Annotated in this window: 28 protein-coding genes; 8 read left to right on the top strand and 20 right to left on the bottom strand. The window is 62.5% G+C overall.

All coding sequences use genetic code 11. The features are described from left to right. Nucleotides 1-2: 2 nt before the first annotated feature. Together IV454_RS12845 and IV454_RS12840 are read left to right on the top strand one after the other, a co-directional pair. Complete coding sequence (locus tag IV454_RS12845) at nucleotides 3-773, top strand: exodeoxyribonuclease III (protein WP_054266232.1); 771 nt, start codon at nucleotides 3-5, stop codon at nucleotides 771-773. Nucleotides 774-912: 139 nt separating this feature from the next. After that, complete coding sequence (locus IV454_RS12840) at nucleotides 913-1,326, top strand: VOC family protein (protein ID WP_206091762.1); 414 nt, start codon at nucleotides 913-915, stop codon at nucleotides 1,324-1,326. A gap of 93 nt (nucleotides 1,327-1,419) precedes the next feature. Here the strand turns inward: IV454_RS12840 and IV454_RS12835 are convergent, their stop codons facing one another. The 10 genes from IV454_RS12835 to IV454_RS12790 all read right to left on the bottom strand — a co-directional run bounded on the left by IV454_RS12835 (nucleotide 1,420) and on the right by IV454_RS12790 (nucleotide 11,675). After that, on the bottom strand, nucleotides 1,420-2,328 hold the full coding sequence (locus IV454_RS12835) for an RluA family pseudouridine synthase (protein WP_206091761.1): 909 nt from the start codon (nucleotides 2,326-2,328) through the stop codon (nucleotides 1,420-1,422). After that, a complete protein-coding gene (locus IV454_RS12830) occupies nucleotides 2,329-3,231 on the bottom strand; it encodes a M48 family metallopeptidase (RefSeq protein ID WP_206091760.1) in 903 nt (300 codons plus the stop codon). Between the two features lie 84 nt (nucleotides 3,232-3,315). Continuing rightward, complete coding sequence (gene metW, locus IV454_RS12825) at nucleotides 3,316-3,933, bottom strand: methionine biosynthesis protein MetW (RefSeq protein WP_206091759.1); 618 nt, start codon at nucleotides 3,931-3,933, stop codon at nucleotides 3,316-3,318. After that, on the bottom strand, nucleotides 3,930-5,051 hold the full coding sequence (gene metX / locus IV454_RS12820; protein WP_229522319.1) for a homoserine O-succinyltransferase MetX: 1,122 nt from the start codon (nucleotides 5,049-5,051) through the stop codon (nucleotides 3,930-3,932). Before metX ends, metW begins: the two co-directional genes overlap by 4 nt. A 194-nt stretch (nucleotides 5,052-5,245) precedes the next feature. Next, the gene (gene ptsP / locus IV454_RS12815) at nucleotides 5,246-6,997 is read right to left on the bottom strand and encodes a phosphoenolpyruvate--protein phosphotransferase (protein ID WP_206091757.1); all 1,752 of its coding nucleotides are present in this window, start codon (nucleotides 6,995-6,997) and stop codon (nucleotides 5,246-5,248) included. A 32-nt stretch (nucleotides 6,998-7,029) separates the two neighbouring features. Continuing rightward, a complete protein-coding gene (locus tag IV454_RS12810) occupies nucleotides 7,030-7,299 on the bottom strand; it encodes an HPr family phosphocarrier protein (protein ID WP_166882345.1) in 270 nt (89 codons plus the stop codon). A gap of 73 nt (nucleotides 7,300-7,372) precedes the next feature. Then, nucleotides 7,373-7,780, bottom strand: coding sequence for a PTS sugar transporter subunit IIA (locus tag IV454_RS12805; RefSeq protein WP_054266220.1), 408 nt, complete (start codon nucleotides 7,778-7,780; stop codon nucleotides 7,373-7,375). A gap of 12 nt (nucleotides 7,781-7,792) precedes the next feature. Next, entirely contained in the window at nucleotides 7,793-8,740 is a 948-nt protein-coding gene (gene gshB / locus IV454_RS12800) for a glutathione synthase (RefSeq protein ID WP_206091756.1), read from the bottom strand. 492 nt (nucleotides 8,741-9,232) lie between these two features. After that, nucleotides 9,233-10,534: a glutamate--cysteine ligase gene (gene gshA / locus IV454_RS12795; RefSeq protein WP_206091755.1), complete on the bottom strand. Its 1,302-nt coding sequence runs from the start codon at nucleotides 10,532-10,534 to the stop codon at nucleotides 9,233-9,235. 154 nt (nucleotides 10,535-10,688) lie between these two features. Next, nucleotides 10,689-11,675, bottom strand: coding sequence for a hypothetical protein (locus tag IV454_RS12790; protein WP_206091754.1), 987 nt, complete (start codon nucleotides 11,673-11,675; stop codon nucleotides 10,689-10,691). A gap of 87 nt (nucleotides 11,676-11,762) precedes the next feature. On the opposite strand from IV454_RS12790, the gene IV454_RS12785 reads away from it, so the two are divergent. Beyond that, a complete protein-coding gene (locus IV454_RS12785; RefSeq protein WP_206091753.1) occupies nucleotides 11,763-11,915 on the top strand; it encodes a hypothetical protein in 153 nt (50 codons plus the stop codon). Nucleotides 11,916-12,102: 187 nt separating this feature from the next. Here the strand turns inward: IV454_RS12785 and IV454_RS12780 are convergent, their stop codons facing one another. The 3 genes from IV454_RS12780 to IV454_RS12770 are packed head-to-tail and all read right to left on the bottom strand — an operon-like array spanning nucleotide 12,103 to nucleotide 14,750. Continuing rightward, nucleotides 12,103-13,632 (bottom strand): ammonium transporter, encoded by a 1,530-nt coding sequence (locus IV454_RS12780; protein ID WP_282961419.1) that lies wholly within the window; start codon nucleotides 13,630-13,632, stop codon nucleotides 12,103-12,105. A gap of 16 nt (nucleotides 13,633-13,648) precedes the next feature. Beyond that, on the bottom strand, nucleotides 13,649-13,987 hold the full coding sequence (locus tag IV454_RS12775) for a P-II family nitrogen regulator (protein ID WP_054266216.1): 339 nt from the start codon (nucleotides 13,985-13,987) through the stop codon (nucleotides 13,649-13,651). Between the two features lie 10 nt (nucleotides 13,988-13,997). Beyond that, nucleotides 13,998-14,750, bottom strand: a complete 753-nt coding sequence (locus IV454_RS12770) for a TorF family putative porin (RefSeq protein WP_206091752.1) — start codon at nucleotides 14,748-14,750, stop codon at nucleotides 13,998-14,000. A 263-nt stretch (nucleotides 14,751-15,013) separates the two neighbouring features. Here IV454_RS12770 and IV454_RS12765 point away from each other — a divergent pair, with 263 nt between their 5' ends. Next, nucleotides 15,014-15,265, top strand: a complete 252-nt coding sequence (locus IV454_RS12765) for an accessory factor UbiK family protein (protein ID WP_206091751.1) — start codon at nucleotides 15,014-15,016, stop codon at nucleotides 15,263-15,265. Between the two features lie 90 nt (nucleotides 15,266-15,355). Here the strand turns inward: IV454_RS12765 and IV454_RS12760 are convergent, their stop codons facing one another. Then, nucleotides 15,356-15,919, bottom strand: coding sequence for a TetR/AcrR family transcriptional regulator (locus tag IV454_RS12760; RefSeq protein ID WP_206091750.1), 564 nt, complete (start codon nucleotides 15,917-15,919; stop codon nucleotides 15,356-15,358). Between the two features lie 192 nt (nucleotides 15,920-16,111). On the opposite strand from IV454_RS12760, the gene IV454_RS12755 reads away from it, so the two are divergent. Further along, nucleotides 16,112-16,405 carry an antibiotic biosynthesis monooxygenase family protein gene (locus IV454_RS12755; RefSeq protein ID WP_206091749.1) on the top strand — a complete coding sequence of 98 codons (294 nt, stop codon included), beginning with the start codon at nucleotides 16,112-16,114 and terminating at the stop codon, nucleotides 16,403-16,405. Nucleotides 16,406-16,487: 82 nt separating this feature from the next. On the opposite strand, the gene IV454_RS12750 is transcribed toward IV454_RS12755, so the two are convergent. From IV454_RS12750 to IV454_RS12730, 5 genes are all read right to left on the bottom strand, one after another. Next, the gene (locus tag IV454_RS12750; protein WP_206091748.1) at nucleotides 16,488-17,054 is read right to left on the bottom strand and encodes a hypothetical protein; all 567 of its coding nucleotides are present in this window, start codon (nucleotides 17,052-17,054) and stop codon (nucleotides 16,488-16,490) included. Nucleotides 17,055-17,377: 323 nt separating this feature from the next. Continuing rightward, complete coding sequence (locus IV454_RS12745) at nucleotides 17,378-19,969, bottom strand: alginate lyase family protein (RefSeq protein WP_206091747.1); 2,592 nt, start codon at nucleotides 19,967-19,969, stop codon at nucleotides 17,378-17,380. 320 nt (nucleotides 19,970-20,289) lie between these two features. Next, nucleotides 20,290-21,765, bottom strand: a complete 1,476-nt coding sequence (locus IV454_RS12740) for a DUF7832 domain-containing protein (RefSeq protein WP_206091746.1) — start codon at nucleotides 21,763-21,765, stop codon at nucleotides 20,290-20,292. A gap of 83 nt (nucleotides 21,766-21,848) precedes the next feature. Beyond that, complete coding sequence (locus IV454_RS12735; protein WP_206091745.1) at nucleotides 21,849-22,148, bottom strand: hypothetical protein; 300 nt, start codon at nucleotides 22,146-22,148, stop codon at nucleotides 21,849-21,851. Next, complete coding sequence (locus IV454_RS12730) at nucleotides 22,145-22,336, bottom strand: hypothetical protein (RefSeq protein ID WP_206091744.1); 192 nt, start codon at nucleotides 22,334-22,336, stop codon at nucleotides 22,145-22,147. The genes IV454_RS12735 and IV454_RS12730 overlap by 4 nt, the downstream gene beginning before the upstream one ends. A 151-nt stretch (nucleotides 22,337-22,487) precedes the next feature. Between IV454_RS12730 and IV454_RS12725 the strand changes: the two genes are divergently transcribed. After that, a complete protein-coding gene (locus IV454_RS12725) occupies nucleotides 22,488-22,880 on the top strand; it encodes a hypothetical protein (RefSeq protein WP_206091743.1) in 393 nt (130 codons plus the stop codon). Nucleotides 22,881-22,912: 32 nt separating this feature from the next. Next, a complete protein-coding gene (locus IV454_RS12720; protein WP_206091742.1) occupies nucleotides 22,913-23,314 on the top strand; it encodes a hypothetical protein in 402 nt (133 codons plus the stop codon). A gap of 97 nt (nucleotides 23,315-23,411) precedes the next feature. On the opposite strand, the gene IV454_RS12715 is transcribed toward IV454_RS12720, so the two are convergent. Next, nucleotides 23,412-24,080 (bottom strand): hypothetical protein, encoded by a 669-nt coding sequence (locus tag IV454_RS12715; RefSeq protein ID WP_206091741.1) that lies wholly within the window; start codon nucleotides 24,078-24,080, stop codon nucleotides 23,412-23,414. Between the two features lie 218 nt (nucleotides 24,081-24,298). Here IV454_RS12715 and IV454_RS12710 point away from each other — a divergent pair, with 218 nt between their 5' ends. Further along, the gene (locus tag IV454_RS12710; protein ID WP_206091740.1) at nucleotides 24,299-25,813 is read left to right on the top strand and encodes a YifB family Mg chelatase-like AAA ATPase; all 1,515 of its coding nucleotides are present in this window, start codon (nucleotides 24,299-24,301) and stop codon (nucleotides 25,811-25,813) included. The last annotated feature ends 15 nt before the right edge of the window (nucleotides 25,814-25,828 follow it).

Below are 25,828 nucleotides of genomic sequence, written 5' to 3'. Positions count from 1 at the left end.
CCATGCCAAAAATTATTTCCGCGAACCTGAACGGGATCCGCTCCGCTCACAAGAAGGGCTTTTTCAACTGGATGGCCACCCAGACCGCCGATTTCGTCTGCGTCCAGGAGCTCAAGGCGCAGTTGCCCGACATGACAGAGGAATTCCTGACGCCGGGCGGCTATCACGGCCATTTCCATTACGCCGAGAAAAAAGGTTATTCCGGCACCGGCATCTACAGCCGCACCAAGCCCGACACAGTGCGCACCGGCTTCGGCAGCCCGGAATTCGATGCCGAAGGGCGCTACGTGCGCTGCGATTTCGGCAGCCTGACTATCATTTCGGTCTATTGCCCGTCCGGCTCCTCCTCGCCCGAACGCCAGGAAGCCAAGTTCCGCTTCATGGAAGTGTTCCTGCCGCATCTGCTCGAATTGCGCGCCGAGGGCCGCGAAGTGGTCATCTGCGGCGACTGGAATATTGCCCACCATGAAATCGACCTGAAAAACTTCAAAGGGAACAAGAAAAACTCGGGATTCCTGCCGGAAGAACGCGCCTGGCTGACCCGTGTGTTCGATGAAGTCGGCTTCGTGGACGTGCACCGTGGCATCGACAAGCGCCCGGAGCAATACACCTGGTGGAGCAACCGCGGCCAAGCCTACGCCAAGAACGTCGGGTGGCGCATCGATTATCACGTGGCAACCCCTGGCATTGCCGCGCAAGCCAAGGAAGTGTTCATCTACAAGGATGAGCGGTTTTCGGATCATGCCCCGCTGATCATCGATTACCGCATCTGAACCGTCGCTTCCGGCGGCAGCACGCGCCGCCAAGATTGAGGTTTGGATAACGTTAATCCTCTTGCCATCAATACTGTATCCATATACAGTAGTGATGTGCGAGACGCACACGACTAATCCACCTCAGGAGTGATTCATCATGCTTGACCACATGACTTTCCGCGTGACCGATATTGGTCGCGCCAAAGCGTTCTACAGTGCGGCGCTTGCACCATTGGGCTACAGCGTATGCTTCGAAGGCAACTACGGAGCGAACATGGTGGGATTTGCTTACCCTGACTCCTCTGAGCCTGACGGCAAAAAGGCCGATGTATGGTTCATTGATGGCCCATCACCATACGGGGGCCCGGCAGCGACGACCGGCTGTCACTTGGCGTGGCGGGCAGAAACGCGTGCGCAAGTGGATGCTTTTTACCGCGCGGCGATCAGCGCCGGAGGAAAAGACAATGGTGCCCCAGGCCTGCGCCCGCATTATCACGCTCACTACTATGGCGCCTTCGTGATCGACCCGGAAGGCAATAATGTGGAAGCGGTGTGCCACCAGCCAGAATGACGCGCGTACAGTATCTGCGCATCAATGGCAGCGCGTTCGCGTCAACAAGGTCGTCGAATGCGAGTACCCCGGTTTTCAAACGCGAGGCTACGGCTACAGGGTGCGCAGGCTTTCGAAACGGCGCGCCTGCCCGCTCAAGGGATCGTCGAAGCCGATGCTGCGCGAAAGCAGCTTGAGCGGGTTGGCGAAATCGTCGTCCTTGCACGGCAGCGCGTCGGGATAAAACGAGTCGTTGATGATCGGCGCGCCCAGCGCGGCCATGTGCACCCGCAGCTGGTGCTTGCGGCCTGTGTGCGGCTGCAGGCGGTACAGCATGGTGTCGCCGTGCGCGCCAATCACATCGATCACGCTTTCCGAATTCGGCTCGCCCGCCACTTCCTGCATGCGAAAAAACGGCTTGCCTTCGACCATGCGGCTGCGGCGCACCAGCGGAAACGTCAGCGCCGGCAAGGGCGCGGCCAGCGCTTCGTACTCCTTGCGCACCTGGCGTTTCTGGAACAGCGACTGGTAGGCGCCGCGGCTTTCCTCCCGGACCGAAAAAATCACCACCCCTGCCGTTTCGCGGTCGAGCCGGTGAATCGGGGTCAGCTGCGTCAAACCGGTCTTGTTCTTCAGCCGCACCAGCAAAGTTTCGTGCAGGAAGCGCCCGCCTGGCGTCATCGGCAAGAAATGCGGCTTGTCGACCACCAGCAGATGGTCGTCGCGAAACAGGATCTCTTCCTCGAACGGAATCGGAGTTTCGGCGTCGAGTTCGCGGTAATACCAGATGCGCATGCCGCGCCGCAGCACGCTGTCCGGGCCGAGCAGCGCTCCGCTGGCATCGACCACCTCGCCGCGCGCCATGCGGTCGCGCCAGACGGCTTCGCCCACGTCGCCAAAGTGCGCGGCGAGAAACGCCAGTGCGCCGCCCGGCGGGTTATCGTCCAGCCATAAATAACTGGGCGCGACGCCATCGCGCACCGGCAGCGGAACGACCGCATTGGCCTTGGCCTGCCGTCCCATTCAGTTGGGCGCACCGGACCGGTACGGCGGCAATTGCGCCACCGAGGTGTTCTGGCTGCGCGCATACAGCGGCAGCAGCACGTTCATGTGCTCTTCCATCTGGCGGATGCGTTCCTTGCCGCCCGGGTGGGTCGACAGCCACGCCGGCGGCGCCCCATCGCCCGCCGCCGCCATTTTTTGCCACAGGACGATGCCGGCGCGCGGATCGTAACCGGCGCGCGCGGCCAGGTCCAGGCCGATCAGGTCGGCTTCGCGTTCGTCGTCGCGCGAGAATTTGAGCGAGGCGAACTGCGCACCGTACTGGGCAACCGTATCGGTAACGCCGGGATCGATGCCGAGCACCGCCGCGATGACCGCGCCGCCCAGCCGTGCGCCGACGTTGGTGGCGGTCGACTTGACCATCTGCTCGCGCCCGTGCTCGCGCAGGGCGTGCGAAATTTCGTGGCCCATGATGGCGGCCACTTCATCGTCGGTCAGGTTCAGGCTGGTAAGGATGCCGCTGAAAAACGCGATGCGACCGCCCGGCATGCAAAAAGCGTTCACCTGCTTGGACGAGAGCAGGTTGACCTGCCACTTCCATTTGGCCGCCTCGGGATTCCAGCGCGTGGCGTACGGAATGATGCGTTTGGCAATGGTGCGCAGGCGCACCACCTGGGGATGGTCGTCCGGCACCAGCGCGCCCTTCTGCTGGGCCTGGCCCATCAGTTGCGTATATTGCTGCGCCGCCTGCTGATCCATTTTTTCGGCGGACGCGAGCACGCGGTAGCGCGGCATCGGCCGCACCTGGATGCCATCCTGCACCGCGGCCTTGCTTGGTATGGGCATCGGCAACGGTTGGGCACTGGCCAGCACCGTGCAGGCGCCGAAGGTCAAGGCTAGGAGAAGGGGTTTAATCTTATGCATGTTTCAATTCCTGCTATGTATTTGATAACACCATCATCGCAGGAAATCCCATAAAGTCGCACACGATAAGGTTCACCAACACGTTCACGCCGCCGCCTGCGCCTTTTTGCGCAGCCGGAACACGGCCAGGCTGCCGCGCAGGTTGGGCAGGAAGGATACCGGCTTGCCATCGGCCAGCGCAACCCGCTCCAGTACTTCGAGGCCGCATTCTTCCGCAAGTTCCTCGAAATCGTAAATCGTGGCGCAGCGCACGTTGGGGGTGTCGTACCATTGGTAGGGCAGCGACTTGGACACCGGCATGCGCCCCTTGAGCAGCGCCATCCGGTGCGGCCAGTAAGCGAAATTGGGGAAGGAGACGATCGCTTCGGCGCCCACCCGCACGATATCGCGCAGCAGCGCCTCGACGTGCTGCATCATCTGCAGGGACGACAGGCACAGCACCGTATCGAAGGAATTATCGCCGAACAGGCCGAGGCCTTTTTCCATGTCCTGCTGGATCACGTTGATGCCGCGCCGCGCGCTGGCCAGCAGCGAGGCGTCGGCGATCTCGATGCCGTAGCCGGTGCAGCCCTTGCCGCTCTGGAGATAGCGCAGCATGGCGCCGTCGCCGCAGCCCACGTCGAGCACGTGCGACTGTTCCGGCACCCAGTGCGCGATGAACGCCAGGTCGGGGCGCAGGCTGGAGAGGTCTTCGAAATTCATGCTTGTCCTTTCACCGGCATGGCTTCCCAGATGCGCTGGTAATAGGCGCGCACCATGTTCATGTAACGCTCGTCCTCCAGCAGGAAGGCGTCGTGGCCGTGCGGGGCGTCGATTTCGGCGTAGGTCACGCGGCGCCGGTTGCATACCAGCGCCTCGACGATCTCGCGCGAGCGTTCGGGCGAAAAGCGCCAGTCGGTGGTGAACGAGGCGACGAAAAATTCAGCCTTGGTGCCGGCCAGCGCGCGCGTGAGCGAGCCGCCGAATTCGCGCGCCGGGTCGAAGTAGTCGAGCGCCTTGGTGATCAGGAGGTAGGTATTGGCATCAAAATATTCCGAAAACTTGTCGCCCTGGTAGCGCAGATAGGACTCGATTTCGAAGTCGATTCCGAAGTCGAATTTGTAGTCGTTGCTCTCGGCCGCGTTACGTAGCTTACGGCCGAATTTTTCGGCCATGTCGTCGTTCGACAGGTAGGTGATGTGGCCGACCATGCGCGCCACGCGCAGGCCATTCTTGGGCACCACGCCGTGCGCGTAGAAGTCGCCGCCGCGGTAATCCGGGTCCGACAGGATGGCCTGGCGCGCCACGTCGTTGAAGGCGATGTTTTGCGCCGACAGCTTGGGGGTGGAGGCGATCACGACGCAGTGGCGCAGGCGGTCGGGGAACATGATGCTCCACGCGAGCGCCTGCATGCCGCCCAGCGAGCCGCCCATGACGGCCGCGAACTGCGCGATGCCGAGGGCATCGGCCAGGCGCGCCTGCGCGGCGACCCAATCTTCCACCGTCACCACGGGGAAGGAGGCGCCATAGGGCTTGCCGGTGGCCGGATTGAGGTGCATCGGGCCGGTGGAGCCGAAGCAGGAGCCGAGGTTGTTGACGCCGATGACGAAGAAGCGGTCGGTGTCGAGCGGTTTGCCGGGACCGACCATATTGTTCCACCAGCCGGTGTTTTTCGGATCGCCCTCGTAGGTGCCGGCCACGTGGTGCGAGGCGTTCAGGGCGTGGCAGACCAGCACCGCGTTCGATTTGTCGGCGTTGAGGGTGCCGTAGGTTTCGTACACCAGGGTGTACTCGGCCAGGGCGCCACCGCCCTGCAACCGCAGCGGTTCGGCAAAGCGCATCGCTTGCGGGGAGACTATTCCAATGGATGACATGAGATTCGAAAAAATGATAAAACCGCTAAACTAAAAACCGTCGTTCCCGCGAAGGCGGGAACCCAAGGCATCGTCGATTACCTGAGAAAACTTGGGTTCCCGCCTTCGCGGGAACGACGCGACTGGGGCGGGGAACGACGGGGGAGCGGAACTACCTGCAATCAAATCACCTGCAACTGCTGCACCGCCTCCACAATCGCATGCGGCTCGGTGGTGCGTAAAATCTTGCGCGTGTGCGGCGTGATGGTGGTCAGGTCGCAATTCAAGATCTCCTGCTTGACCGACAGCAGCTGCGCCGGATGCATCGAGAACTCGCGCAGCCCCATGCCCAGCAACAGGCGCGTCAACTTCACGTCCCCGGCCATCTCGCCGCACACCGCCACATCGATCCCCGCCTTTTTGCCGGCCATGATAGTCATCGCGATCAGCTGCAAAATCGCCGGATGCAGCGGGTCGTACAAATGCGCCACTTCGTAGTCGACCCGGTCGATCGCCAGGGTGTACTGGATCAGGTCATTGGTCCCGATCGACAAAAAATTCATGCGCTTGACGAACATCGGCAGCGCCAGCGCCGCCGCCGGAATCTCGATCATCGCGCCCACATCGATCGCCGTATCGTACTTCTGCCCCGCATCGCGCAGCTGCGCCTTGGCCTGCTCCACCATCGCCAGGCACTGGTCGATCTCGAACACGTGCGACAGCATCGGGATCAGCAAGCGCACCTTGCCGAACGCGGACGCGCGCAGAATCGCGCGCAACTGCGTCAGGAACAGCTGCGGCTCGGCCAGGCAATAGCGGATCGCGCGCAGTCCCAGCGCCGGGTTCAGTGCGGTGTGCTCGGTCTGGTCGAGCGGCTTGTCGGCGCCGATGTCGAGCGTGCGGATCGTCACCGGCCGCCCCTTCATCGCCACCACCGCCTTGCGGTACTGCTCGAACTGTTCGTCCTCGCTCGGAATCTTGTGCGCTTGCCCGCCGCGGCCCATGAACAGGAACTCGGAGCGGAACAGGCCCACGCCCTCGGCCCCGCATTCGAGCGCGTGCGGACAGTCGTCCGGCAGCTCGATATTGGCCAGCAAGGTGATCACGGTGCCGTCGCGCGTAATCGCCGGGGTTTTCTTGAGCTTCGAGAGCTTCTTGCGCGCCTTGAGCATGGCCGCCTGGCGCGCCCGGTACTGCTCCAGCACCAGGGTGCTCGGATTGCAGATCACCACGCCGGCATCGCCGTCGATGATCACCCAGTCGTCCTGCTCGATCAGCTGCGAGGCCTGCGACATGCCCACCGCAGCCGGAATATCGAGGCTGCGCGCGACGATCGCCGTGTGCGAGTTCTGCCCGCCGACGTCGGTCACGAAGCCGATGAAGGAGCGGTCGCGGAACTGCAGCATGTCGGCCGGCGAAATGTCGTGCGCGACGACGATCATCTGCGGCTGGAACTGATCGTCGGAGAGCGGCGCCGGCGCCAGTTGGGCGGTGCCCATCAAGACCTTGAGCACCCGTTCGGCCACCTGCTGGATATCGGCCTTGCGCTCGCGCAGGTACAGGTCTTCGATTTCGTCGAACTGCGCCGACAATTCGTCGATCTGGGTCACCAGCGCCCACTCGGCGTTGTAGTGACGCGTGCGGATGATGTCGAGCGGCGCTTCCGAAATCATCGGATCCGACAGAATCAGGGCGTGCACGTCGATGAACGCGCCCAGCTCCGTCGGCGCGTCCTTGGGCAGGTCGGTCCACAGCGCCTGCAGGCCGCGGTGCACGTCGGCCAAGGCATCCTGCAGGCGCTTGACCTCCGCCTCCAGGTGTTCTTCGGCCACCAGGTAGTGCTTGACGTCGAGCGCGGCGGGCGTGAGCAGGTGCGCGCGGCCGATCGAGATACCGCGCGACACGGGAATGCCGTGCAAGGTAAACGATGCCATGGATGAACCGCTGGAGGTGCGTCCGACCGGCATTACTCGCCTTCGCCGAATTTGTCGTTGATCAGCGCGGTGAGCGCCTCGACACATTCCTTTTCATCGGCGCCGTCGGCTTCCAGGGTGACTTTGGCGCCCTTCCCGGCCGCCAGCATCATCACGCCCATGATCGACTTGGCGTTGATGCGGCGCGCGTTACGCGTGAGCCAGACGTCGCTCGAAAACTTCGCGGCCAGCTGCGTGAATTTGGCGGAGGCGCGCGCATGCAAACCCAGCTTGTTGATAATTTCCAGATCTTGTTGAATCATTTTTTTGTCGTCTCTTCACACGGATCCTGCACATTCGCACACCTGGTGGCCGCAGCCACCGCCCAATCGCCTTTTACGCCGGTCCTACCCTGATCCGATTGTCGACCCGTACCGCGCCGCTCTGCGCGCCGGCCAGCGCCATTTCGACCACCACGTCGAGCGTGTCGCGCCGATAGGTGATCGCGCGCAGCAGCATCGGCAGGCTGATGCCGGCGATGACTTCGACCCGCCCGGCGTCGGCCAGCGAGTTGCAGCAGTTGGCCGGCGTGCCGCCCTTGATGTCGGTGATCACCAGCACCCCGGCGCCGTCGTCGAGGCGGCAGATCGCTTCGCGCGCCAGTTCATGCACCTCGCCCAGGTCCTGGTCGGCGGTGACGTCGATCGCCTCGAAATGCTCGGTGGGGCCGCGGAATACGTGCGCCACCGCAGCCACGAAGGCCTGCCCGAGCGGTGCATGGGTCATCAACAGAATGCCTACCATAATATGTTTGCCTTACTTTCCCTTGCTGCGCCGCTCGACGGCGTCGATGAACATCGCCGCCACGTCGAAGCCCGCCTGGTCGGTGATCTCCTGGAAGCAGGTCGGGCTGGTGACATTGACTTCGGTAAGGAAGTCGCCGATCACATCCAATCCTACCAGCAACAGGCCGCGCTCGGCCAGCAAAGGGCCGATCGTTTCGGCGATGTGGATATCGTACGCGGTCAGGGGCTGGGCCACGCCGATGCCGCCGGCGGCCAGGTTGCCTCGAATTTCAGTGCCCTGCGGGATGCGCGCCAGCGCGAACGGCACCGGCTCGCCGTCGATGACGAGGATGCGCTTGTCGCCCTTGACGATCGCCGGGATGTAACGCTGCGCCATGATGGTCCGGGCGCCATTCATGGTGAGCGTTTCGATCACCGAGCCGAGGTTCATGCCGTCGGCGCCGATGAGGAAGATGCCGGCTCCGCCCATGCCATCGAGCGGCTTGAAGATCACGTCGCCATGCTTGGCGTGGAAGGCGCGCAGGCGCGCCGCGTCCGACGTGACCAGGGTAGGCGAGGTAAATTCGGTGAACTGGGCAATCGCCAGTTTTTCGTTGTGGTCGCGGATCGCGGACGGCTTGTTGAAGATGCGCGCGCCCTGCTTTTCCGCCAGTTCGAGCAGGTAGGTGCCGTACACGTACTCCATGTCGAACGGCGGGTCCTTGCGCTGGATGACGGCGTCGAACTCGGACAGGCGCATGGCCGTCTTGGGCGCGGCGCGGTACCAGTCGTCGGCGTCGCCGGTCAGGGTGATGTGGGCGATGTCGGCGCTGACCACGCCTTCTTCCAGGGCCATGTCGCGCTGCTCGAAGGCGTAAACCGCGTGGCCGCGCCGTGCCGCTTCGCGCATCATGGCGAAGGTCGAATCCTTGTACGTCTTGAAGCCGGACAGCGGATCGGCGAGGAAAGCGATTTTCATGGGCGATTCCATTCGGGAGTAATGACTGATTTTAGCCGGAAACGCCGATGTCGGCTTGGGATGAGTCAGGATAGGGTGCGAACGGATGAACTTGGGTTCCCGCCTCTCCAAGAACTGGCTTCTGAACTTAAGGGCGTTAGGTTAAGCGGATTTCTGATCACAAACTTCAAAACCGTCGTTCCCGCGAAGGCGGGAACCCAATTTTGTTCCGTAGCCGTTGGCTGAGCGTCGGACTTGGATTCCCGCCTTCGCGGGAACGACGGAGCTTAAGTTAGCGGCATTAGCCTCTGGACTTGCCTCGTTCTAAGGAATTGGAGGAGTTTCTTGGAAACTGGAGGCTGCGCGGGAACGACGAAGTTAGCACCGGTAGCCTTATATCCGTCGTTCCTGCCATTGGCAGAAACGACTTCCTGCCATTGGCAGAAACGACTTCCCGCGCCAAGGCGGCACTCGGCGGGAACGCATGCGTTCCCTCCAAGTTTGCACCGCAGCCTAGTAAACTTCCGGATTCGGATCCGTGCGTTCCATCTCCAGCGACGCCGCCAGCAGCCCCAACCTTGCCACCACGCCGTACACATAGAAGCGGTTCGGCGCCGCCGTCCCCGGCTTGGCCTTCAGATCCGGCACGGCGTGCTGCTGGGCAAACGCCAGCGGCACGTATTGCGAGCCCGGCGCGTTCAGGTTCTGGTCGATCCCGCGCTCGGCGTGAATCCGGTAGAAGCCGCCCACCACATAGCGGTCGATCATGTACACCACCGGCTCGGCCACCGCATCCTTGATGTTCTCGAAGGTCGGCACGCCTTCCTGGATGATGACGTCGCTGATTTCCACGCCATCCTTGATCACCGACATCTTCTGGCGCTGCGCGCGGGTCAGTTCGCGCACTTCGCTGGCATCCTTGATGGTCAGGATGCCCATGCCGTACGTGCCGGCATCGGGTTTCAGGATCACGAACGGCTTTTGTTCCTTGATCCCGTACTCCTTGTACTTCTTGCGGATCTTGGCCAGCAGCATGGTCACATTGTCGGCCAGGCACTCCGCGCCCTGGTCTTCGTCGAAATTGATCGCGCCGCATTTGCTGTGGAAGGGGTTGACCATCCACGGGTCGACATCGATCAGCTTGCCGAATTTCTTGGCCACTTCATCGTAGGCGGCCAGGTGGTTGCTCTTGCGCCGCAGCGCCCAGCCGGCGTGCAGCGGCGGCAGCAAGGATTGCTCGTGAATATTTTCCAGGATCGATGGAATGCCGGCCGACAAATCGTTATTCAGCAAAATGGTGCAGGGATCGAAATCCTTCAATCCCACCCGGCGGCCATTGCTTGACCGCACCAGCGGCTCGACCACCAGCATGTTCCCGTCCGGCAGCGCCAGCGGCGTGGGCTGGGTGATCTCGGGCGACAGGGAACCAAGCCGTACGTGCAAGCCGGTCTGGCGGAAAATCTGCATCAGGCGCGCCACGTTCTGCAGGTAATGCGGATTGCGCGTGTGCCCTTCCGGCACCAGCAGCAGATTGCGGGCGTCCGGGCAATATTTATCGATCGCAGCCATGGCGGCCTGCACCGCCAGCGGCAGCATCTCGGTGGCAAGATTGTTAAACCCGCCAGGGAACAGGTTGGTATCGACCGGGGCCAGCTTGTAGCCGGCGTTGCGCAAGTCGACCGAGCAATAGAACGGCGGCGTGTGTTCCTGCCACTCCATCCGGAACCAGCGCTCAATGGCAGGCGTGGCCGCGAGGATTTTTTTTTCGAGGTCGAGCAGCGGTCCGGTCAGGGCTGTGACGAGATGGGGAACCATGGTTACTTCCTTAAATGATGCGGGAGGCCGACCCTCCAGGCACGCAGAACACGCTATATTACCTTGCGATAACCCCAAGTCGGGGCGAAATCCTTATTTTAAAGCCCCATGGTGTTGACAACAAAAAACGTGTCGGCAAAATCCCCCCATCGCGCTAACCCTGCCCCGGCTCGGCCTGCGCAGCGGCAGTATCGATGGCCGCCGGCGCGCTTGCGGATGGTCTCAGCTTGGCCGATACCGCGTCTCCGGCACGGAAGGCATCCGCCTCTTCCGGCAAGGCGCGATATGCGACTTCCACCGCCTTGAACGCGTCCGACTTCGCAATCAAGGCAGCGCCCGCCTCGATACGGCGCGCCTTTGCTTCCTCTTTAATGTCGTAATTCTTCACATGCGTCACGTCGGCCTTCCGCACATCCGGACTCTTCTGGAACTCCTCACCCTGCGCATTTTTGTAGTTCTTGAAGGTGGCCAAGGTCGTTGCCTCGGTGACCTTGGCGGCCTGGAGCTCGCTCATCGCTGTCGTCAATTGCGTCATTGCGGTACCCAAGGTCGTGAGCGTATGATTTCGTTTCTTGAGGCCGGTGCCATACATGCTTGTATGGTAAAGCTTCGCTTCGTCCTCCTCGGGCGCCAACAGTCGGGAAGCCGGATTCGCCTCTGCCCGCGCCGCCGCTTCGAGTATGGCGGCGGGAATCTGCTGATGCGGCGGTGGAGCAATCTTGCTTTTGGCAATATATTGCGCAATCATAAAGAATTGCTGCGCATGCCGGGATTCGTGGTACACCGTGCCAGCGACCTCGGCCATTGGCTTTGCCAAGGTTGCTGGCGCCATTTTGAGACCCCAGGACGCGGCATCGAACTCCCCGTTGCGCCCGCCGCCGGCATCCATCTTGCTTATCGTCGGCGCAGGCATGCCGGCCGCCGCAAATTTCTCACTGATCAGCGTTTGAAAATGTGCGATTTTTTCATCGTCCGATTTCGCATTCCAGCCGGCTTCGACCGCCTTCATTTGAGCAACAAAATTATCGATTGCATCCGGATGTGCCAGGCTCGGTTGGTGCGGCTGTTCCAACGCCGCGTTGGAAGCGACATTCGGCTCAGCCGTTTTTGCCTTCTTTGTCATCTGCTCGCGCAGATCCATCTCCAGCTTCTTCGCATTCGGGGACCGCGGTGGCGACAATGCACGTTTGGTACCGGCATGAACTTGGGGTTGAGCCCTGGCTTCGCCATGGCCCTCGGCTTCACGGGGCGCAGTGATGGGTGGGCGGGAAGCGGCATTATTCACCGGATTTGGAAACATTTTTTTACCTTAGCAAGAGAGGCGTGGCAGGAAGCACATCGGCAGCTTGGCGACATGATCGAATATCATCCGGATGAGTAACGCCGAGCCGGCATGGGTTCCATGCGCAAGACAAGAGAACAATGCGTGCGCGATCGGCAGCATGTTCAAGAAATACAGCCTCAATATGCAGCGAGCCCCCAACGTTGATGTCCAACGTTGGGGGCCCGGTAGGGCGCACGGAAGCGCTGCGGACCGGCCCGCAAAGGACCGGCCGTGCCGCCGACGATCAGGAGTGGTAGGCCGACTCGCCGTGGCTGGTGATGTCCAGGCCTTCGCGCTCTTCTTCTTCCGGTACGCGCAGGCCGATCACCACGTCCACCAGTTTGTAGGCAATGAAGGACACCACGGCCGACCACAGAATGGTGGTACCGACCGCGGTCAGCTGCGTGAGGACTTGTCCGCCGATCGAATAGTCCGCCGACGCCTTGTTGGCAACGTAGTCGAAAACGCCCTGGCCGCCCAGCTTTGGCGAGGCAAACACGCCGGTCAGCAAGGCACCCAGGATCCCGCCCACGCCGTGCACGCCGAACACGTCGAGCGAGTCGTCGGCGCCGATCAGGCGCTTGAGGCCGTTCACTCCCCACAGGCAGACAATACCTGCCAGCAAACCGATGACCAAGCCGCCCATCGGGCCGACGAAGCCGGCCGCCGGGGTGATCGCCACCAGGCCGGCGACCGCGCCGGAGGCGGCGCCCAGCATCGATGGCTTGCCCTTGGTGATCCACTCGCCGAACACCCACGACAGGGTGGCGCAAGCCGTTGCCAGCAAGGTGTTGATGAAGGCCAGCGCGGCGATGTCGCCCGCTTCCAGCGCCGAGCCGGCGTTAAAGCCGAACCAGCCCACCCACAGCAGCGAGGCGCCGATCATGGTCATGGTCAGCGAGTGCGGGGCCATGGCTTCGCGGCCGTAGCCGACCCGCTTGCCGATCAGGATCGCGCCCATCAGGCCGGCGACCGCCGCATTGATGTGCACCACGGTGCCGCCGGCGAAGTCGAGCGCACCTTTTTGGAACAGCCAGCCGGCTTTCGCGGTTTCGGTGGCCAGGGTGGCGGCATTGGTGATGGCGTCCGGACCGGTCCAGAACCAGACCATGTGGGCGATCGGCAGGTAGCTGAAGGTGAACCACAGCACCATGAAGGCGAGCACGGCGGCGAATTTGATGCGCTCGGCAAAGGCGCCGACGATCAGGCAGCAGGTAATCGCGGCAAAGGTGCCCTGGAAGGCCACATAAATGAACTCCGGAATGACCACGCCCTTGCTGAACGTGGCGGCATAGGCAAACACGCCCTTGGCCGGGTCATAGATGCCGGACAGCAGCGCGCGGTCGAAGCCGCCGATCACCGCATTGCCTGGCGTGAAGGCCACCGAGTAACCGTAGATGCACCACAGCACAAGAATCAGCGCAAACACGACAAACACTTGCATCAGCACCGACAGCATGTTCTTGGTGCGCACCAGGCCGCCGTAAAACAGCGCCAGCCCGGGAATCGTCATCAGGATCACGAGGACGGTGGAGATGAACATCCAGGTGGTGTCGCCTTTTTGCGGCACCGGCGCCGGCGCGGCGGCGGGAGCGGCGACATTGGCCGTGGTGGCGGCAGGCATGACCGCCGTGGTGGCGGGCGCTTCGACCGGCGTGACCACCGCGGCCGTCGTATCGGGCTTGGGCGCATCCTGGGCCGAGGCCGGCAAGACGCCGCCGATGGCGCACAGGACGGCGAGTCCGGCCAGGCACTTTGTTATCGTTTTATTCATCAGTGTTCCCCTCAGCTTAAAGTGCTTCGTTACCGGTTTCGCCGGTGCGGATCCGCACCACCTGTTCCAGGTTATAGACAAAAATCTTGCCGTCGCCAATCTTACCGGTGCGCGCGGCGCCTTCGATGGCTTCGATGGCCTGTTCGACGATGGCGTCGTCCACGGCCGCTTCGATCTTGGTCTTGGGCAGGAAGTCGACCACGTACTCGGCGCCGCGGTACAGCTCGGTATGACCTTTCTGGCGTCCGAAGCCCTTGACTTCGGTAACGGTAATCCCTTGCACATTGATGGCCGAAAGCGCTTCGCGCACCTCGTCCAGCTTGAAGGGTTTGATGATGGCGGTGATCATTTTCATACCTGGCCTCTTAGAAAGTTTTTGACACGGTCAGCACGGCGCGGGAACGGCCCAGGTCCTTGCCGTTGACCGGACTCACATACATGTCGGTATTGGCGCTGATGACGGCCAGCGCGACCGAGGCGAAACCGAAATCCTTGGTCAGGCCGATCTTGGCATCGTTGTAGCTTAGCGCATGGTTGTGGGCCACGCGCTGGCGTCCCACGTGCAAATTGAGTACCAGGCCGGTGGCCAGGTCGAGATTGGCGCCCAGGTCCAGGTAGCCGCTGCCCTTGCTGTCGGTGGTGCCGAACAGGTTGGTGGTCGAATGCGAATACTTCAGGTAGGCCGGTCCCATGCCGACCTGCCCGTACAGCTCGAAGGTGTTGGCGTTCGGATGCAGGCCGTTCGACGGGTAGGCGTAGTACAGGGCGCCCACGTCGTAGCTGATGCCTTTGGTAATTTCGCCCTTCTTGCCGCCGTACAGGTCGATTTCGACATTGCCGTCGCCGCCCAGGTCACGGGTCCACTTGATGGTCGATGCCCACACGCCGGCGTAGGCGCCGCTCGGATTGTGGGTGTAGTCGGCCCCGCCCTGCACGGCCGGCTTCAGGCGGCTTTGCGACAGGCCGCGGTAGCGATAGTCGCTGGCCAGGGCGGCGTTGAAGCTCACCACATTGTCGGGCACGGGCTCTTCGGCAGACTGGGCCAGCGGCGCTCCCAGGCTGGCCAGCGCCAGGGTCAGCGCGGCGGCGAGAGACAATCGGGTGGACAGCTTATTCATGACGGTTCCCTTATGGTTTTTTAACAGAGACGGCGGTTGGGGTTTAAAATGAAGCCTGACGCATGCACACTGCTTATCCATTAGCAGAAGTCATGCCAGCTCCGATCGCGCTAGGGCGCAACTTGTTTTTGCGCCCGGCGTCCCCAACTTGCTGTTAATAAACAGTAAAACATCCGCGATTCCGGTCGCGGCCGGCGCGAATGCACCAAACTGGCCCACCTGGCGCACCGCTGCGGTGCGCCGCCGATTTCACGAGGATTGCGATGGACATGAACAGCTTTTTTAACGACTTGCAGGGCAAGATCAACCAGGCCATCGAGAGTTCGCCGGCCAAGGATATCGAGAAGAACGTCAAGAGCATGATGAGCCAGGGCTTTTCCAAGCTCGACCTGGTCACGCGCGAGGAATTCGATATCCAGTCCCAGGTGCTGGCCAAGACCCGCGCCAAGCTCGACGCGCTGGAACAACGCGTTACCGAAATGGAAGAGCGCCTGGCGGCCAAACCGCAGGTCTGATCCTGGCAGCGGGATGGGCGGCGGGCGTTCCCATGCACCGCCCGTGCCGCCCTGCCTGAACGCAAGCGTCCGGCGCCAGCCGGCGCCGCGCTAGCGCCCGATCAGCAAGCGTTCGACCGCCTCGATCTGGGCTGCGGAAAAGGCTTTCCGGCCCGGTTCGCGCGTGAGCAATTCGCCCATGGCCCAGGCATAGATCAGTTGCGCCCTCATGCCGGCCTCATCAGTTTCAAACCCCAGCGCCGCCAGCAGGCCCGCCACGAACGCGACACGGCGCTCGTGCACCCGGCGCAGCACCCGGGCCGCATCCGGGTCTTGCGCGCCGAGCGTGTTGATGGCCTCGTACAAGCCGATATCGAGTTCCCCCACGTTCTCCAACAACAGATGCAGCCGCGCGCGCGCATCGGGCGCGGCTGCTTCAACGGCGCCGATGATCTGGTCGGTCGCGATCGATTCCCAACGCTCCAGCACCGCCAGGACAAAGCTGCCGGCGCTGTCGAAATGCCAGTAAAAACTTCCCCGGCTTACCCCCATGCGCTTGCACAGCGGATCGGCCTTCAAGGCGTGCGGACCATCGTCGCGCAACACGACCAGGCCGAAGTCGAGCCAGGTCTCGCGCGATAAACGATGTTGTCCTGGAGAACGGGGGGACGGCATGGCGGCTCCGAAAAAATGGGACGCCGGCGCCAAGGCCGGCGCCGGTGCATGCGGGTCGATGCGCCCGCATCATAGCTTACCGCCTGTAAACCCGACAGCGCGCAACATCGTGTATAGTCCGACCATACACGCTGTATGGTTCAGGCGCGACAGTGCCCGTTCAAGTCGTTTTTTCATCCCAAGGAGCACATCATGTTTGCAAGAGTTACTCATGTTCAAGCCAAGCCGGAAAAAATGGGCGAGGTCGTCGCGCTGTACGCCGAGTCGGTGCTGCCGGTTCTTCAACAGTTGCAAGGCTTCAAGGCCACCTTTCTGCTGACCGATCCCGCCAGCGGCAAGGGCATGTCGGTGACCCTGTGGGAGTCGGATGCCGATCGCCTGGCCGGCGACAGCGCCGCCGCCTTGCGCGGCCCGATCGTGGCGGTCATGCCCCTGCTGGCGGCGCCTCCGGTGGCGCAAAGTTTCGACGCTATCAGCCTGGCATAAAACAAAGCGCATGGCGCTTCCGGCAACGCGTGGCACGGCGCAGTCGTTCTTCAAGTGACGGCAGATGGTCTGCGCCCTGCCCTCAGCTGGTGGTTTTCAAAAGCCGCCAGCCCTGAAGTTGAAGCTCATCACTTTCACCAGCATCGGTGACCACGTGCGCTGCGCCTTCGGGCGCAAGATAGCGCTGGCGTCCGGTATGACTGCATAGGCTGACGATGCCCTCTTGACTTGAGAACGTGCCCGGTTCGCCTATCGCGATCGGCCCCAGCTCGCCAGCCACGCGATACCAATGCTTCTGTAGCACGTAATTCCCATCCCGGTGGAACGAGATGACGACCGATTCATTTCCGTCGCTGCCAGTGAGTTTGTAGAGCCGCGTAAATCGACTGGTTTGCCAGATTTCTCCGGCAAGGCGTGGCAGCCATACAAGGAAGAACAAGGTGCCGATATCGGCAATCCAGGGGAGAAGAAACGTCCAATGCGGTGCGTCGCCCCGCACCAGCCAGACGCCGAGCAGCACTGGTCCGATAAAGGGGACATATATGCCGGATGACCTGCGACCGCTGCGTGCAGCGATGTAGCTGAGTAACAGGGTTAGCCAGCTGATCAACGGAAACAGACATCCGGCTACAAGCAGGAATATGTGCATGCATGCCTATCAATGAAATAATTGCGGTGGGGAGAAAATCGACCTGCTGGCGACTCCCTCACAGCAGGCGCGTTGCCACCACCGGTCTCGCCGGCGAAAGTCGGCCCGGTGCACACGAATTTTACCGCTGGCCGTGGCCAGCTTTATTGCCCTCCGCACGGGGTTTCAACTGGCTCCGCGTCATGCTCCCGTCATCTGGGAGGATTATTCTGATCGTGTTGGTGACATGCCCCTGCATTTCCCACAGGTTAGTCCGGTGACCTCGAACACCGGCACCAGACACGCGCAGCCGGACATCATCCGGCTGCTTTTTTTTGCCTGCGTCAATGCGCCGGCACGCCCGCCACCGCGGATGGGGCGCTCAGGCCGCTGTAAGTGGATGCCTTGACCGTATAGAAGTAGGCCGTCGTGCCGGTGGCGCCGGTGTCCACGAAACTGGTGCCGGTCACCTCGGTGCCGACCCGTTCGAATGGCCCGGCGGCGGCAGTCGCCCTCAACACATCATAGCTGCGCGCCAGCGGGCTTGCGGTCCACTGCACGGCCACACCGCCGCTGCGCGCACTGGCGCTGACCTTGGTGGGCGGCGCCGCCAGGCTGCCGGGCTTCGATCCGATCTTCACGTTCTCGAAACTGGCCGTGGTCGTGGCCACCGGATCGCCCGAGGCCGTGAAAATGCCCACGTACAAGGTGTCCGACAGTTCCGGGTAAATGATCGTGCCGATGGCCGACCAGTCGGTCCCGCCATTACTCGACAGGTAGGCATAGACGAAGTTACCGTGCCGCACCAGCCTGAGCGACATCGGCGCCACCGCCGTCGGGAACCGGCGCGCCGCGTGGTAGCCGCCGTAGTACTGCGTGCCGACACGCCAGAACAGGTGGGTGCCGTTGCCGGAACTGGCCGGCGCCACGTAAATCTGGGCGGCCGCCGTGGCTGGCCGCGCGTCGAGCGAACTGCGCAGCATGATGCCGGCCACGCCGCTGCTCAGGGCCCCCGGGTCGGTGACGGTGGCGGTGACTTCCACGTCGCCCTTGAGTTCCTTGTACGCGAAGTGATAACCCTTCTCGGCGCCGGCGCCGGAGGCCGTCATCTTCCAGTTGGCGCCCGTGTTGCTGGCGTTGCCTGCGGTCTTGACGGTGCCCAGGTCGGCCTGGGTGAAGCTGGTCGCCGCCGTCATCACCGGCGCGGTGAACGGGAACGTGACCGCGCGCGCGGTCGAGCTGTCCTTGGTGCGGCGGTATATCTGGCCCGAGTAGGGACCGCTGTACGGGCCCGCTTCGCCTTGCGACTTGGCCAGCTCGCGGTACTCGCCCACATTCGGCGCCTTCAATCCCTTGCGCACCACATAGTGCGTGTACAGGGTTTCGAACAGGTTGGCCGGCATCGACTGAAGGGGCTGAGCGCCGATCTGGTCGTAGTAGCCGTAGCCGCACGACACCGGATTGAAGGTGAACGGCTTGCCGAGGTTGTAGTTGGCATAGTATTCACCGGCCGTCAGCAGACGGTTGTTGCGCAGCGAGTACAAGTCGATGCCCTGCTTCCATCCGGTTTCGGCAATCGCGCCGTAGGTGGCGAGCTGGCCGTGCGCGTGGCCCTGGTCGCGGCCAGTATCGCCCACCTCGCCGTTGGACATGACTTGATCGAGTCCGCCCGGATCGCTGAGGTAGGCGTTGATGACCTGGTCGAACTTGAGCGGGCTGTCGAGGAAGACCGCCACCGACAGCGCGGCCTTGAGCGCCAGCCCGCCCTGGTTGCACGGCTTGAGCAGGCTGCCGTTGCCGAGCGCGGTGCCGATCGCGGAACTGCCGCCCACTTGCAGGCGCAGCCACCAGACCTTCTCGAGCCAGGTTTTCATGTGCGCCGTGTGGGTCGCGGTCCAGCCGGGATACAGTCCGCGCAGGATGTCGGCGGCAATGATGGCGCGGCCGGAGTAGTCGCCCAGCATCAGCGCCGCCTCGACGCCGTCGAGCGAAGTATTGGTGGTGGCCCAGGCGTCCAGGATCGACATCGATTTCTCGGCGTACGCACTATTGCCCGAGACGTACCACATCAGGGCGTGGTTGTAGGCCATCTGCATGTCGCGCTCGAAGGCACCACGGTTCAGGTCGATATTGCGGTTGGCGGTGGCGAAGGGACCGAGCATCGCGTAGTTCAAGGGCGTGCGCCCGCCGAGATAGTGGTAGCCGCTGGCCCACGGCTCCTCGCCGGCCAGCACGTGCGCCTTGTATTGCGCCAGGTCGGCCGCGTTGTAGCCAATGCCGGGGTGAACGAAACTGCTCACGCCGGTGGTCCAGGCGGCGGGCAAGGCGACCGGCACGGCCGGTGCGGTGACAACCGGTGGGGTGACCACTGGCGGCGTGACGACGGGCGGAGCGACGACTGGTGGAGCGACGACTGGCGGGTTGACTACCGGCGGCGTGACCACCGGCGGGGTGACGACGGGCGGCGCGACCACCGGTGGAGTGGCGACGGGTGCGGTCACGACAGGCACTGTGACCGGAACGCCCTGCTGCGGCACGGACTTGACAGGCACGGCGGCAACCGGCGGCGCGGATGGCACAGGCCCGGCCGGCGCCGGCGTCGGCACGACAACGGATGGCACCGGCGCGGACGGAACGACAACAGGCGGCGCTGACGGGACGAGCACCGGTTTAGCAGCCACAGGGTCGCCAACCGGGGCGCCATCGGTCACCGGCACTGCGTCCGGCGCAGCTTCCGGCGGACCGGCTGCCGGCGCGGTGCCGCTAACCACAGGAGGCGGCACGGCCGGTGCTGCCGGGTCCTGTGCTGGCGGCGCGACAATCGACGCCAGATTGACCGATACGGGCGCGCCCGACGTCGATGATCCTCCGCAGGCGGACAAGACGAGGGACAGCGCCAGGATGGACAAGGCGGGACGATGAATGACGGGGGGCATGACGAACTCCGGCAGGACGATTGAGATGAATGGATGGATCAGCCCGGAGCCGTGTGGATCACGCTATGTCTCGACGCTTAAATTATCCAAATGTAATTTTTCGACGAATATAACAACCGTGTTCCGCCACGTCAATATATGCAATTTGCATAAATAATCACATTCCCGGCATAGCTCCACATCCTGCCGGAGTGGGGCCGTCACGCCGCCGCACGACGCGATGGCGGCCTGCCCGCAAGGGCGGGCGCTGATTGCCGAGGTGGGGGACCAAGGACAGCGCTGCAGGACGCCTGGTCGGGTACAGTCAGGTGCGACGAAGTTCAGGCCAGTTCCTGGGGATTGGCTCGCTTCCAGTTCGCAAACTGCGCGGTGAAGACAGCGAACAGCGCATCGCAGATCTCGGCCGGGTCGTCGTCGAGCACGGGCTCGTCATGACCGTACTGGCCCTGGCGCTTGCCGAACATGGTTTTCAGGTCGGCATTGATCCAGATGTCATCCATGTTATGGAAGTAGACGACGGCAAACCGGCGCAGGCCGGGTTCGTCCGTCAGGTGCGTGTCCCACAAGCCGCGCGTCAGGCCCAGCCGCACCAGTTGCGACGGGCGAACTTCCCTGCGGCGCAAGGCATCGATGAGCTCGTCCTGGCCGGGGAACATGCCGCGTTCGAGCCAGCCGTTTTCCAGCGCCCATTGCAGGAACAGGCCCGCGCCGCTGTAGATATGGTTGGCCGCTTCGGGCCGCGCAAGCTCGCGTCCCTGTGCGATTTGCACGCAGACATGGGTTCGGCCATGGTTCATCCACAGCCTCAGTTCGGTGTCGCGCGCAGCATCGAGCGGCAGGGTGCACGCTTTTTCCACCTCGCCATCGTCGCCGACGGTTTCCTTGTAGTGCTGCGGCAAACGCAGCGCGATGGTGTCCCACAGCGAATCGCCATGCAAGCCGAACAGGACTGGTTCGCTGTAGGCGTCGCCGAGAAACACCCCCTCCAGGAAGGGGCAGATGGCCTTGTTGCTGATTGATACAGGCGCGTAGTTCGGGTTCAACACCTTGCGGCTGAACAGAAAGCCGACGTCGCCTTTTTTCGCGGTGAGCCAGATGCTGTCATCGTGTCTGGCATTGCCGATCGACTGGGGCGGCGCTTTGCCGAAGACCTGTTCGGCGACGGCGCACAGTTCGGGGTCGGCGGCCGTGCGGCCCACCAGGCTGCATAGCATTTTGAGGCGCTCGCCCATGCCGTCGATATGGTCCAGGTAAGCGGGGTCCATCACTGGCGCGGCGCCCTGTTGCGTTGGCGGGGCGCGCCGTTCGGCAGGGTCGCCAGCGGCGTAGGCGGAAAAATCGAACTGCCCGCTCACGGCGGGCGCGGCGATCTTGCTCTTGTTGAGCCAGGACGTGAAGGCCTTGCGCGCCGCCACTTGCTCCGCTTCGAGTTCATCGTCGGCAAGGTCGATCTCGGTCTCGGTTTCGCCCGCATCGATTGCCAGCAGGAAGGCTTCAAACGATTCGGAGAGGGTTCTCAATTCGCCTTCGGAACCGATGTACACGACGGCAGGCGGCTGCACCGCTTCGCACAGGCCGATCAGGGAACCGTCCGGCAGGCTGATGAAGCCCCAGGTGTGCGCGCCCCAGCGCTCCATGCCTTGCCAGGCGGTACCGCCTGCCAGGTTTTCCGGGGCCAGCTCAAAATAGCCGAGATCGCCGTATTCATAGGGCGCGAGCCATGTGAAGAACTTGGCCATGAGGGGTGGTACTGGCCGGCCGATTTCTTTTTCCCATGCCGCTACGTCAAAATCCATCGATAATTCCTGTCTCTGAAAACGTGTGCGAACGCCGCCGGTCGCATTGCCACGGCGGCGGGTGTATGGATGCATTGTATGCGCTAAGTCGGCGCGCGCTGTTTTACATGGTTCTCGCCCACGCGGGCGTCGGCGCCAGTCCAGTTGAAATGGGCGGCAAGATCGTCGAAACAAGGCGGACATACCCATTCGTTGTTGGGAGCGAACAACCAGGCTTGCGGTATCGCCTCGGGGATGTGCGGTTCTGCGATTTTCTGGTGGCAGAATGAGCAATGGTCGTGATCCCAGGCGGCGCTGGGCTGTTTGTAGCTTGTGAAGAACAATACGGCGTCTTGGCACCAGTCAGGTGGGTTGTCCAGGCGCCAGTCGTCGGGATCGGTCATTGCAGCTCCAAAAAGGACATTTCTTCCATTCTAGCGTCCCGCCAGCCTGTCGCCACTGCGTCGTCGGGGCTAGCGTCCTGGCCGCAGGTCGCTGTTAAACGGTCGGCAGCCAGTTGCATGACGATCAAGCCGCTGCCCGAATATTTATAGGTTTCGAAAGGCGCGCGCGCGAAGACGACCTTGCCCACATTCGATGGTGCCTGTCCTTACAGAATCTGGACCATCCAGGCTCCGTAGACGGGCCGTTGCGCCAGCCATGGGATAAGGAAAAGAAATTTGAGCGAGGAGATGACGAATGCCGTAATCTGCCCTCTTTCAAGCTACCGGGAATGACGGAAAATGGCGAATCCAAAGACGCTGATGCGCGACTGCTGCTGGAGCTTTACCGGTTCCATCTTTACTGATCGCAAGGTATTTGAGGCGGAGTTCGAAGCGTATCAAAAGGACATTCGTGGTATCGCGTCCTGGGACCCGAGCGAGCTGGTATTGCATGCCCCCCAGATCCGCGTGCAGTATGCGTGTTGGGAAGGCAATGACGAGATAGAGCCCATCGTGACGCTCTCCGCGGCGGATGGCATGGCGTTCTCTGCAGGAGAGTTGATGTTTCTGCTACACAATGCAGTTGTCGAGCAGCTGGATGAAATCGACCATCACTTTTTCGAATTCCTGACCTTGGCAAGCCAGCAAGAAACTGGGGGGCCTCCGCTGTACAGGCTCGATTGCGGGAGCTGATCAAGACGCCGGGACATGAAAGGGAACTTTCCATGACCGTCAGTGTCACCTCTAACACCGATCGTTTCAAGCTGTCCGTCGTTGGAGACGACTTCATCAATGACTGTTGTTTTGGCGAAGATTTTTCCCACTGGCTTGTCTCGGCCCTTCTTGCCATGGGAATTGAGGCTGAGGTCATTTGCATGGAAGACTTTGGCTGGGCGAATAGGGCCACGTTCGGTGGCTCGTCTTATCTCATTTTCGTAGGCGGTTATTCCCATCAGGATTCCAGCCGTCCCAACTACGGTGAATGGCGTGTCGTCGTGGAGCGTCATCGCACGCTCATTGAAAAAATCCGAGGGAAAAACACGATGGCTGTTTCTGATCCACTCGTCCGGAAAGTTGAGCAGGTCTTGATGGACGAAGGCTTTGAAGATGTCGCAATTGAACCGTGACTGCGGGCGCCGTCGACTTATAAATTGCCAAAGGGACGATCAAAGCGGGTGCTAACTATCACGCCGAGTAAGTTCCCGCCCCCGTTAGCTTCGCGGTTTACCGAACGGCAGCCTCACGGGCGACCCGGGCTGCGGCGCGGCCGCGCTCTTCGCTCTCCCCGGCGGCGCCCCAGTAGTCGAATGTCGTGATTCGCCACTGATGCCAGGCTGGCGCCATGGCCTCGACCACCTGTCCAGCCTGAAACAAAAGGGCACTCGATGATGGTCTGCGGCATGATAGCGAGAGGCCTCTTTGCTGTCGGTTTGTGGCGTGCCATATCCCGATTGAAGACGCATCGTCGCCATTCTCCCGGTACTGGTGGTTTTGCGACGTCGACAGATCGTAGAGTGTGTCAGCGTGACGGAACCAGACGCTGACCCCGGAATACGATCCGTCGCGCGTGGCCTCCAATCCCGAAAAGAAGAAGGTACTGTTCATCTCGGGATCGTCCAAGCGACTGGGAACCGTGAGTTCCAGCGCCTGGCCCGGCCGGCCCATCCGGTATTGCAGCCAGGCCTTGTGAGCGCCATCGCTGCCGCATAGGGACACCACCTTTCCGGACCGTTCCAATGTGCAGTTGAAAAATGTCTTTTCGGCCTTTTGGCAGAGGGTGGGCTGAACGCCGGCAACAGCCCAGCTGGGCACAGTCCAGGCGAATGTGGCGACCACAAGCGTCAAGAAGAAAGCCTTCGCTTTTTCGTGGATTTTTTTGTCGGCGTATTTCATATCGTGGCGCCCTGGCTAAGCATGGAAGATTATACAGTTCAGACCGTTGACGACCGGCCAATGCGGGGCATGTAAAGCTCCCCCGGGCAAGCGCTGCGCAGCTTGCATGGGGAGCACTCGCGTCTCCGGGACCCATCGCACATTTGGTCATCCTCAATGGGGCACAGCGCGCAGCACATACAATCTGCCGGTCCCCTTTGGCCCCTTCGAAGATACCCATGAGCCTTGCCGTACTGCGAAGCCGCGCACTGGCCGGCATGAAAGCGCTTGGCGTCAGTGTAGAAGTGCATCTGGCTAACGGACTGCCGTCGCTGACCATCGTCGGCCTGCCCGACGCCGAAGTGCGCGAATCGAAAGACCGCGTGCGAGCCGCCTTGCAAAACGCCGGCTTTGAATTTCCCTCGCGCAGGATCACGATCAACCTGGCGCCGGCCGACCTGCCGAAAGAATCGGGCCGCTTCGACCTGCCGATCGCCATCGGCATCCTGGCCGCGTCGGGTCAGATTCCATCGAGGGAACTGGGGCACTACGAATTCGCCGGCGAACTGTCGCTGTCGGGTGAGCTGCGTCCAATCCGCGGGGCGCTGGCGATCACCTTCGCCATGCAACGCGAAGGCGGTGCGCAGCGCGGCTTCATCCTGCCGCAAGCGAATGCCGACGAAGCGGCGCTGGTGGCCGGCGCGGTCATTTATCCGGCCGCCACCTTGCTCCAGGTGTGCGCCCATCTTGCCGCCAGCGACGATGCCTGCCGCCTCGCCCGCCACCAGCCGCACGCCGTCACGCGCCTGCCCGACTATCCGGATTTTTGCGATGTGAAAGGCCAGCGCACGAGCAAGCGCGCGCTCGAAGTGGCTGCCGCTGGTGTCCACAGCGTGCTGATGGTCGGGCCTCCCGGCGCCGGCAAGACCATGCTGGCGTCGCGCTTTCCCGGCCTGCTGCCGCCCATGACCGATCAGGAAGCGCTCGAATCGGCGGCCGTGCAGTCGCTCACCGGTGGCTTTTCCGCCGACAACTGGAAGGTGCGCCCCTTCCGCAGTCCGCATCACACCACGTCCGGCGTGGCCCTGGTGGGCGGCGGCGCGGTGCCGCGTCCGGGCGAAATTTCACTCGCCCACTGCGGTGTGCTGTTTCTCGACGAGCTGCCCGAATTCGACCGGCGCGTGCTGGAAGTGCTGCGCCAGCCGATGGAATCGGGCCGGGTAACGATTTCGCGCGCGGCGCGCCAGTCGGACTTTCCAGCGCGCTTCCAGCTCATCGCCGCGATGAATCCCTGCCCCTGCGGCTATCTCGGCCATCCCTCGGGCAAGTGCGATTGCACCAGCGACGCGGTGCTGCGCTACCAGGGCCGGATTTCCGGGCCGCTGCTCGACCGCATCGATATCCAGATCGAAGTGGCGGCGCTGCAGCCGGATACCCTGCTGGCCGATGCCGATGGCGAAGCGAGCAGCATCATCGCGGCGCGCGTGGCGCTCGCCCACCAGCGCCAGCTGGCGCGCCAGGGCAAGCCGAACCAGGCGCTGATCACGGGCGACGTGGAGCGCCATTGCCGCCTCGATCAATCCGGCGAACTGTTGCTGCGCAAAGCCATGCTGCACCTGAACTGGTCGGCGCGCGTGTATCACCGCGTGCTGAAAGTGGCGCGCACCATTGCCGACCTGGCCGATTCGCCGGTCATTCTTGTCGAACACATTTCCGAGGCAATCCAGCTGCGGCGCGGCTTGCGCGAACCCTGAGCGGGCGCCCCGGCA

It is taken from the genome of Massilia antarctica (genome assembly GCF_015689335.1).
GTDB lineage: Bacteria > Pseudomonadota > Gammaproteobacteria > Burkholderiales > Burkholderiaceae_D > Telluria_A > Telluria_A antarctica.
The sequence above is the reverse complement of the archived record's forward strand: the minus strand, read 5'-3'. Positions and strand labels throughout refer to the sequence as shown.

Coding starts and splice junctions, on each gene's coding strand:
- IV454_RS12845 (WP_054266232.1), top strand. CDS start 3: ATGCCAAAAATTATTTCCGCGAACCTGAACGGGATCCGCTCCGCTCAC.
- IV454_RS12840 (WP_206091762.1), top strand. CDS start 913: ATGCTTGACCACATGACTTTCCGCGTGACCGATATTGGTCGCGCCAAA.
- IV454_RS12835 (WP_206091761.1), bottom strand. CDS start 2,328: ATGGGACGGCAGGCCAAGGCCAATGCGGTCGTTCCGCTGCCGGTGCGC.
- IV454_RS12830 (WP_206091760.1), bottom strand. CDS start 3,231: ATGCATAAGATTAAACCCCTTCTCCTAGCCTTGACCTTCGGCGCCTGC.
- metW (WP_206091759.1), bottom strand. CDS start 3,933: ATGAATTTCGAAGACCTCTCCAGCCTGCGCCCCGACCTGGCGTTCATC.
- metX (WP_229522319.1), bottom strand. CDS start 5,051: ATGCGCTTTGCCGAACCGCTGCGGTTGCAGGGCGGTGGCGCCCTGGCC.
- ptsP (WP_206091757.1), bottom strand. CDS start 6,997: ATGGCATCGTTTACCTTGCACGGCATTCCCGTGTCGCGCGGTATCTCG.
- IV454_RS12810 (WP_166882345.1), bottom strand. CDS start 7,299: ATGATTCAACAAGATCTGGAAATTATCAACAAGCTGGGTTTGCATGCG.
- IV454_RS12805 (WP_054266220.1), bottom strand. CDS start 7,780: ATGGTAGGCATTCTGTTGATGACCCATGCACCGCTCGGGCAGGCCTTC.
- gshB (WP_206091756.1), bottom strand. CDS start 8,740: ATGAAAATCGCTTTCCTCGCCGATCCGCTGTCCGGCTTCAAGACGTAC.
- gshA (WP_206091755.1), bottom strand. CDS start 10,534: ATGGTTCCCCATCTCGTCACAGCCCTGACCGGACCGCTGCTCGACCTC.
- IV454_RS12790 (WP_206091754.1), bottom strand. CDS start 11,675: ATGGATCTGCGCGAGCAGATGACAAAGAAGGCAAAAACGGCTGAGCCG.
- IV454_RS12785 (WP_206091753.1), top strand. CDS start 11,763: ATGGCCCTCGGCTTCACGGGGCGCAGTGATGGGTGGGCGGGAAGCGGC.
- IV454_RS12780 (WP_282961419.1), bottom strand. CDS start 13,632: ATGAATAAAACGATAACAAAGTGCCTGGCCGGACTCGCCGTCCTGTGC.
- IV454_RS12775 (WP_054266216.1), bottom strand. CDS start 13,987: ATGAAAATGATCACCGCCATCATCAAACCCTTCAAGCTGGACGAGGTG.
- IV454_RS12770 (WP_206091752.1), bottom strand. CDS start 14,750: ATGAATAAGCTGTCCACCCGATTGTCTCTCGCCGCCGCGCTGACCCTG.
- IV454_RS12765 (WP_206091751.1), top strand. CDS start 15,014: ATGGACATGAACAGCTTTTTTAACGACTTGCAGGGCAAGATCAACCAG.
- IV454_RS12760 (WP_206091750.1), bottom strand. CDS start 15,919: ATGCCGTCCCCCCGTTCTCCAGGACAACATCGTTTATCGCGCGAGACC.
- IV454_RS12755 (WP_206091749.1), top strand. CDS start 16,112: ATGTTTGCAAGAGTTACTCATGTTCAAGCCAAGCCGGAAAAAATGGGC.
- IV454_RS12750 (WP_206091748.1), bottom strand. CDS start 17,054: ATGCACATATTCCTGCTTGTAGCCGGATGTCTGTTTCCGTTGATCAGC.
- IV454_RS12745 (WP_206091747.1), bottom strand. CDS start 19,969: ATGCCCCCCGTCATTCATCGTCCCGCCTTGTCCATCCTGGCGCTGTCC.
- IV454_RS12740 (WP_206091746.1), bottom strand. CDS start 21,765: ATGGATTTTGACGTAGCGGCATGGGAAAAAGAAATCGGCCGGCCAGTA.
- IV454_RS12735 (WP_206091745.1), bottom strand. CDS start 22,148: ATGACCGATCCCGACGACTGGCGCCTGGACAACCCACCTGACTGGTGC.
- IV454_RS12725 (WP_206091743.1), top strand. CDS start 22,488: ATGGCGAATCCAAAGACGCTGATGCGCGACTGCTGCTGGAGCTTTACC.
- IV454_RS12720 (WP_206091742.1), top strand. CDS start 22,913: ATGACCGTCAGTGTCACCTCTAACACCGATCGTTTCAAGCTGTCCGTC.
- IV454_RS12715 (WP_206091741.1), bottom strand. CDS start 24,080: ATGAAATACGCCGACAAAAAAATCCACGAAAAAGCGAAGGCTTTCTTC.
- IV454_RS12710 (WP_206091740.1), top strand. CDS start 24,299: ATGAGCCTTGCCGTACTGCGAAGCCGCGCACTGGCCGGCATGAAAGCG.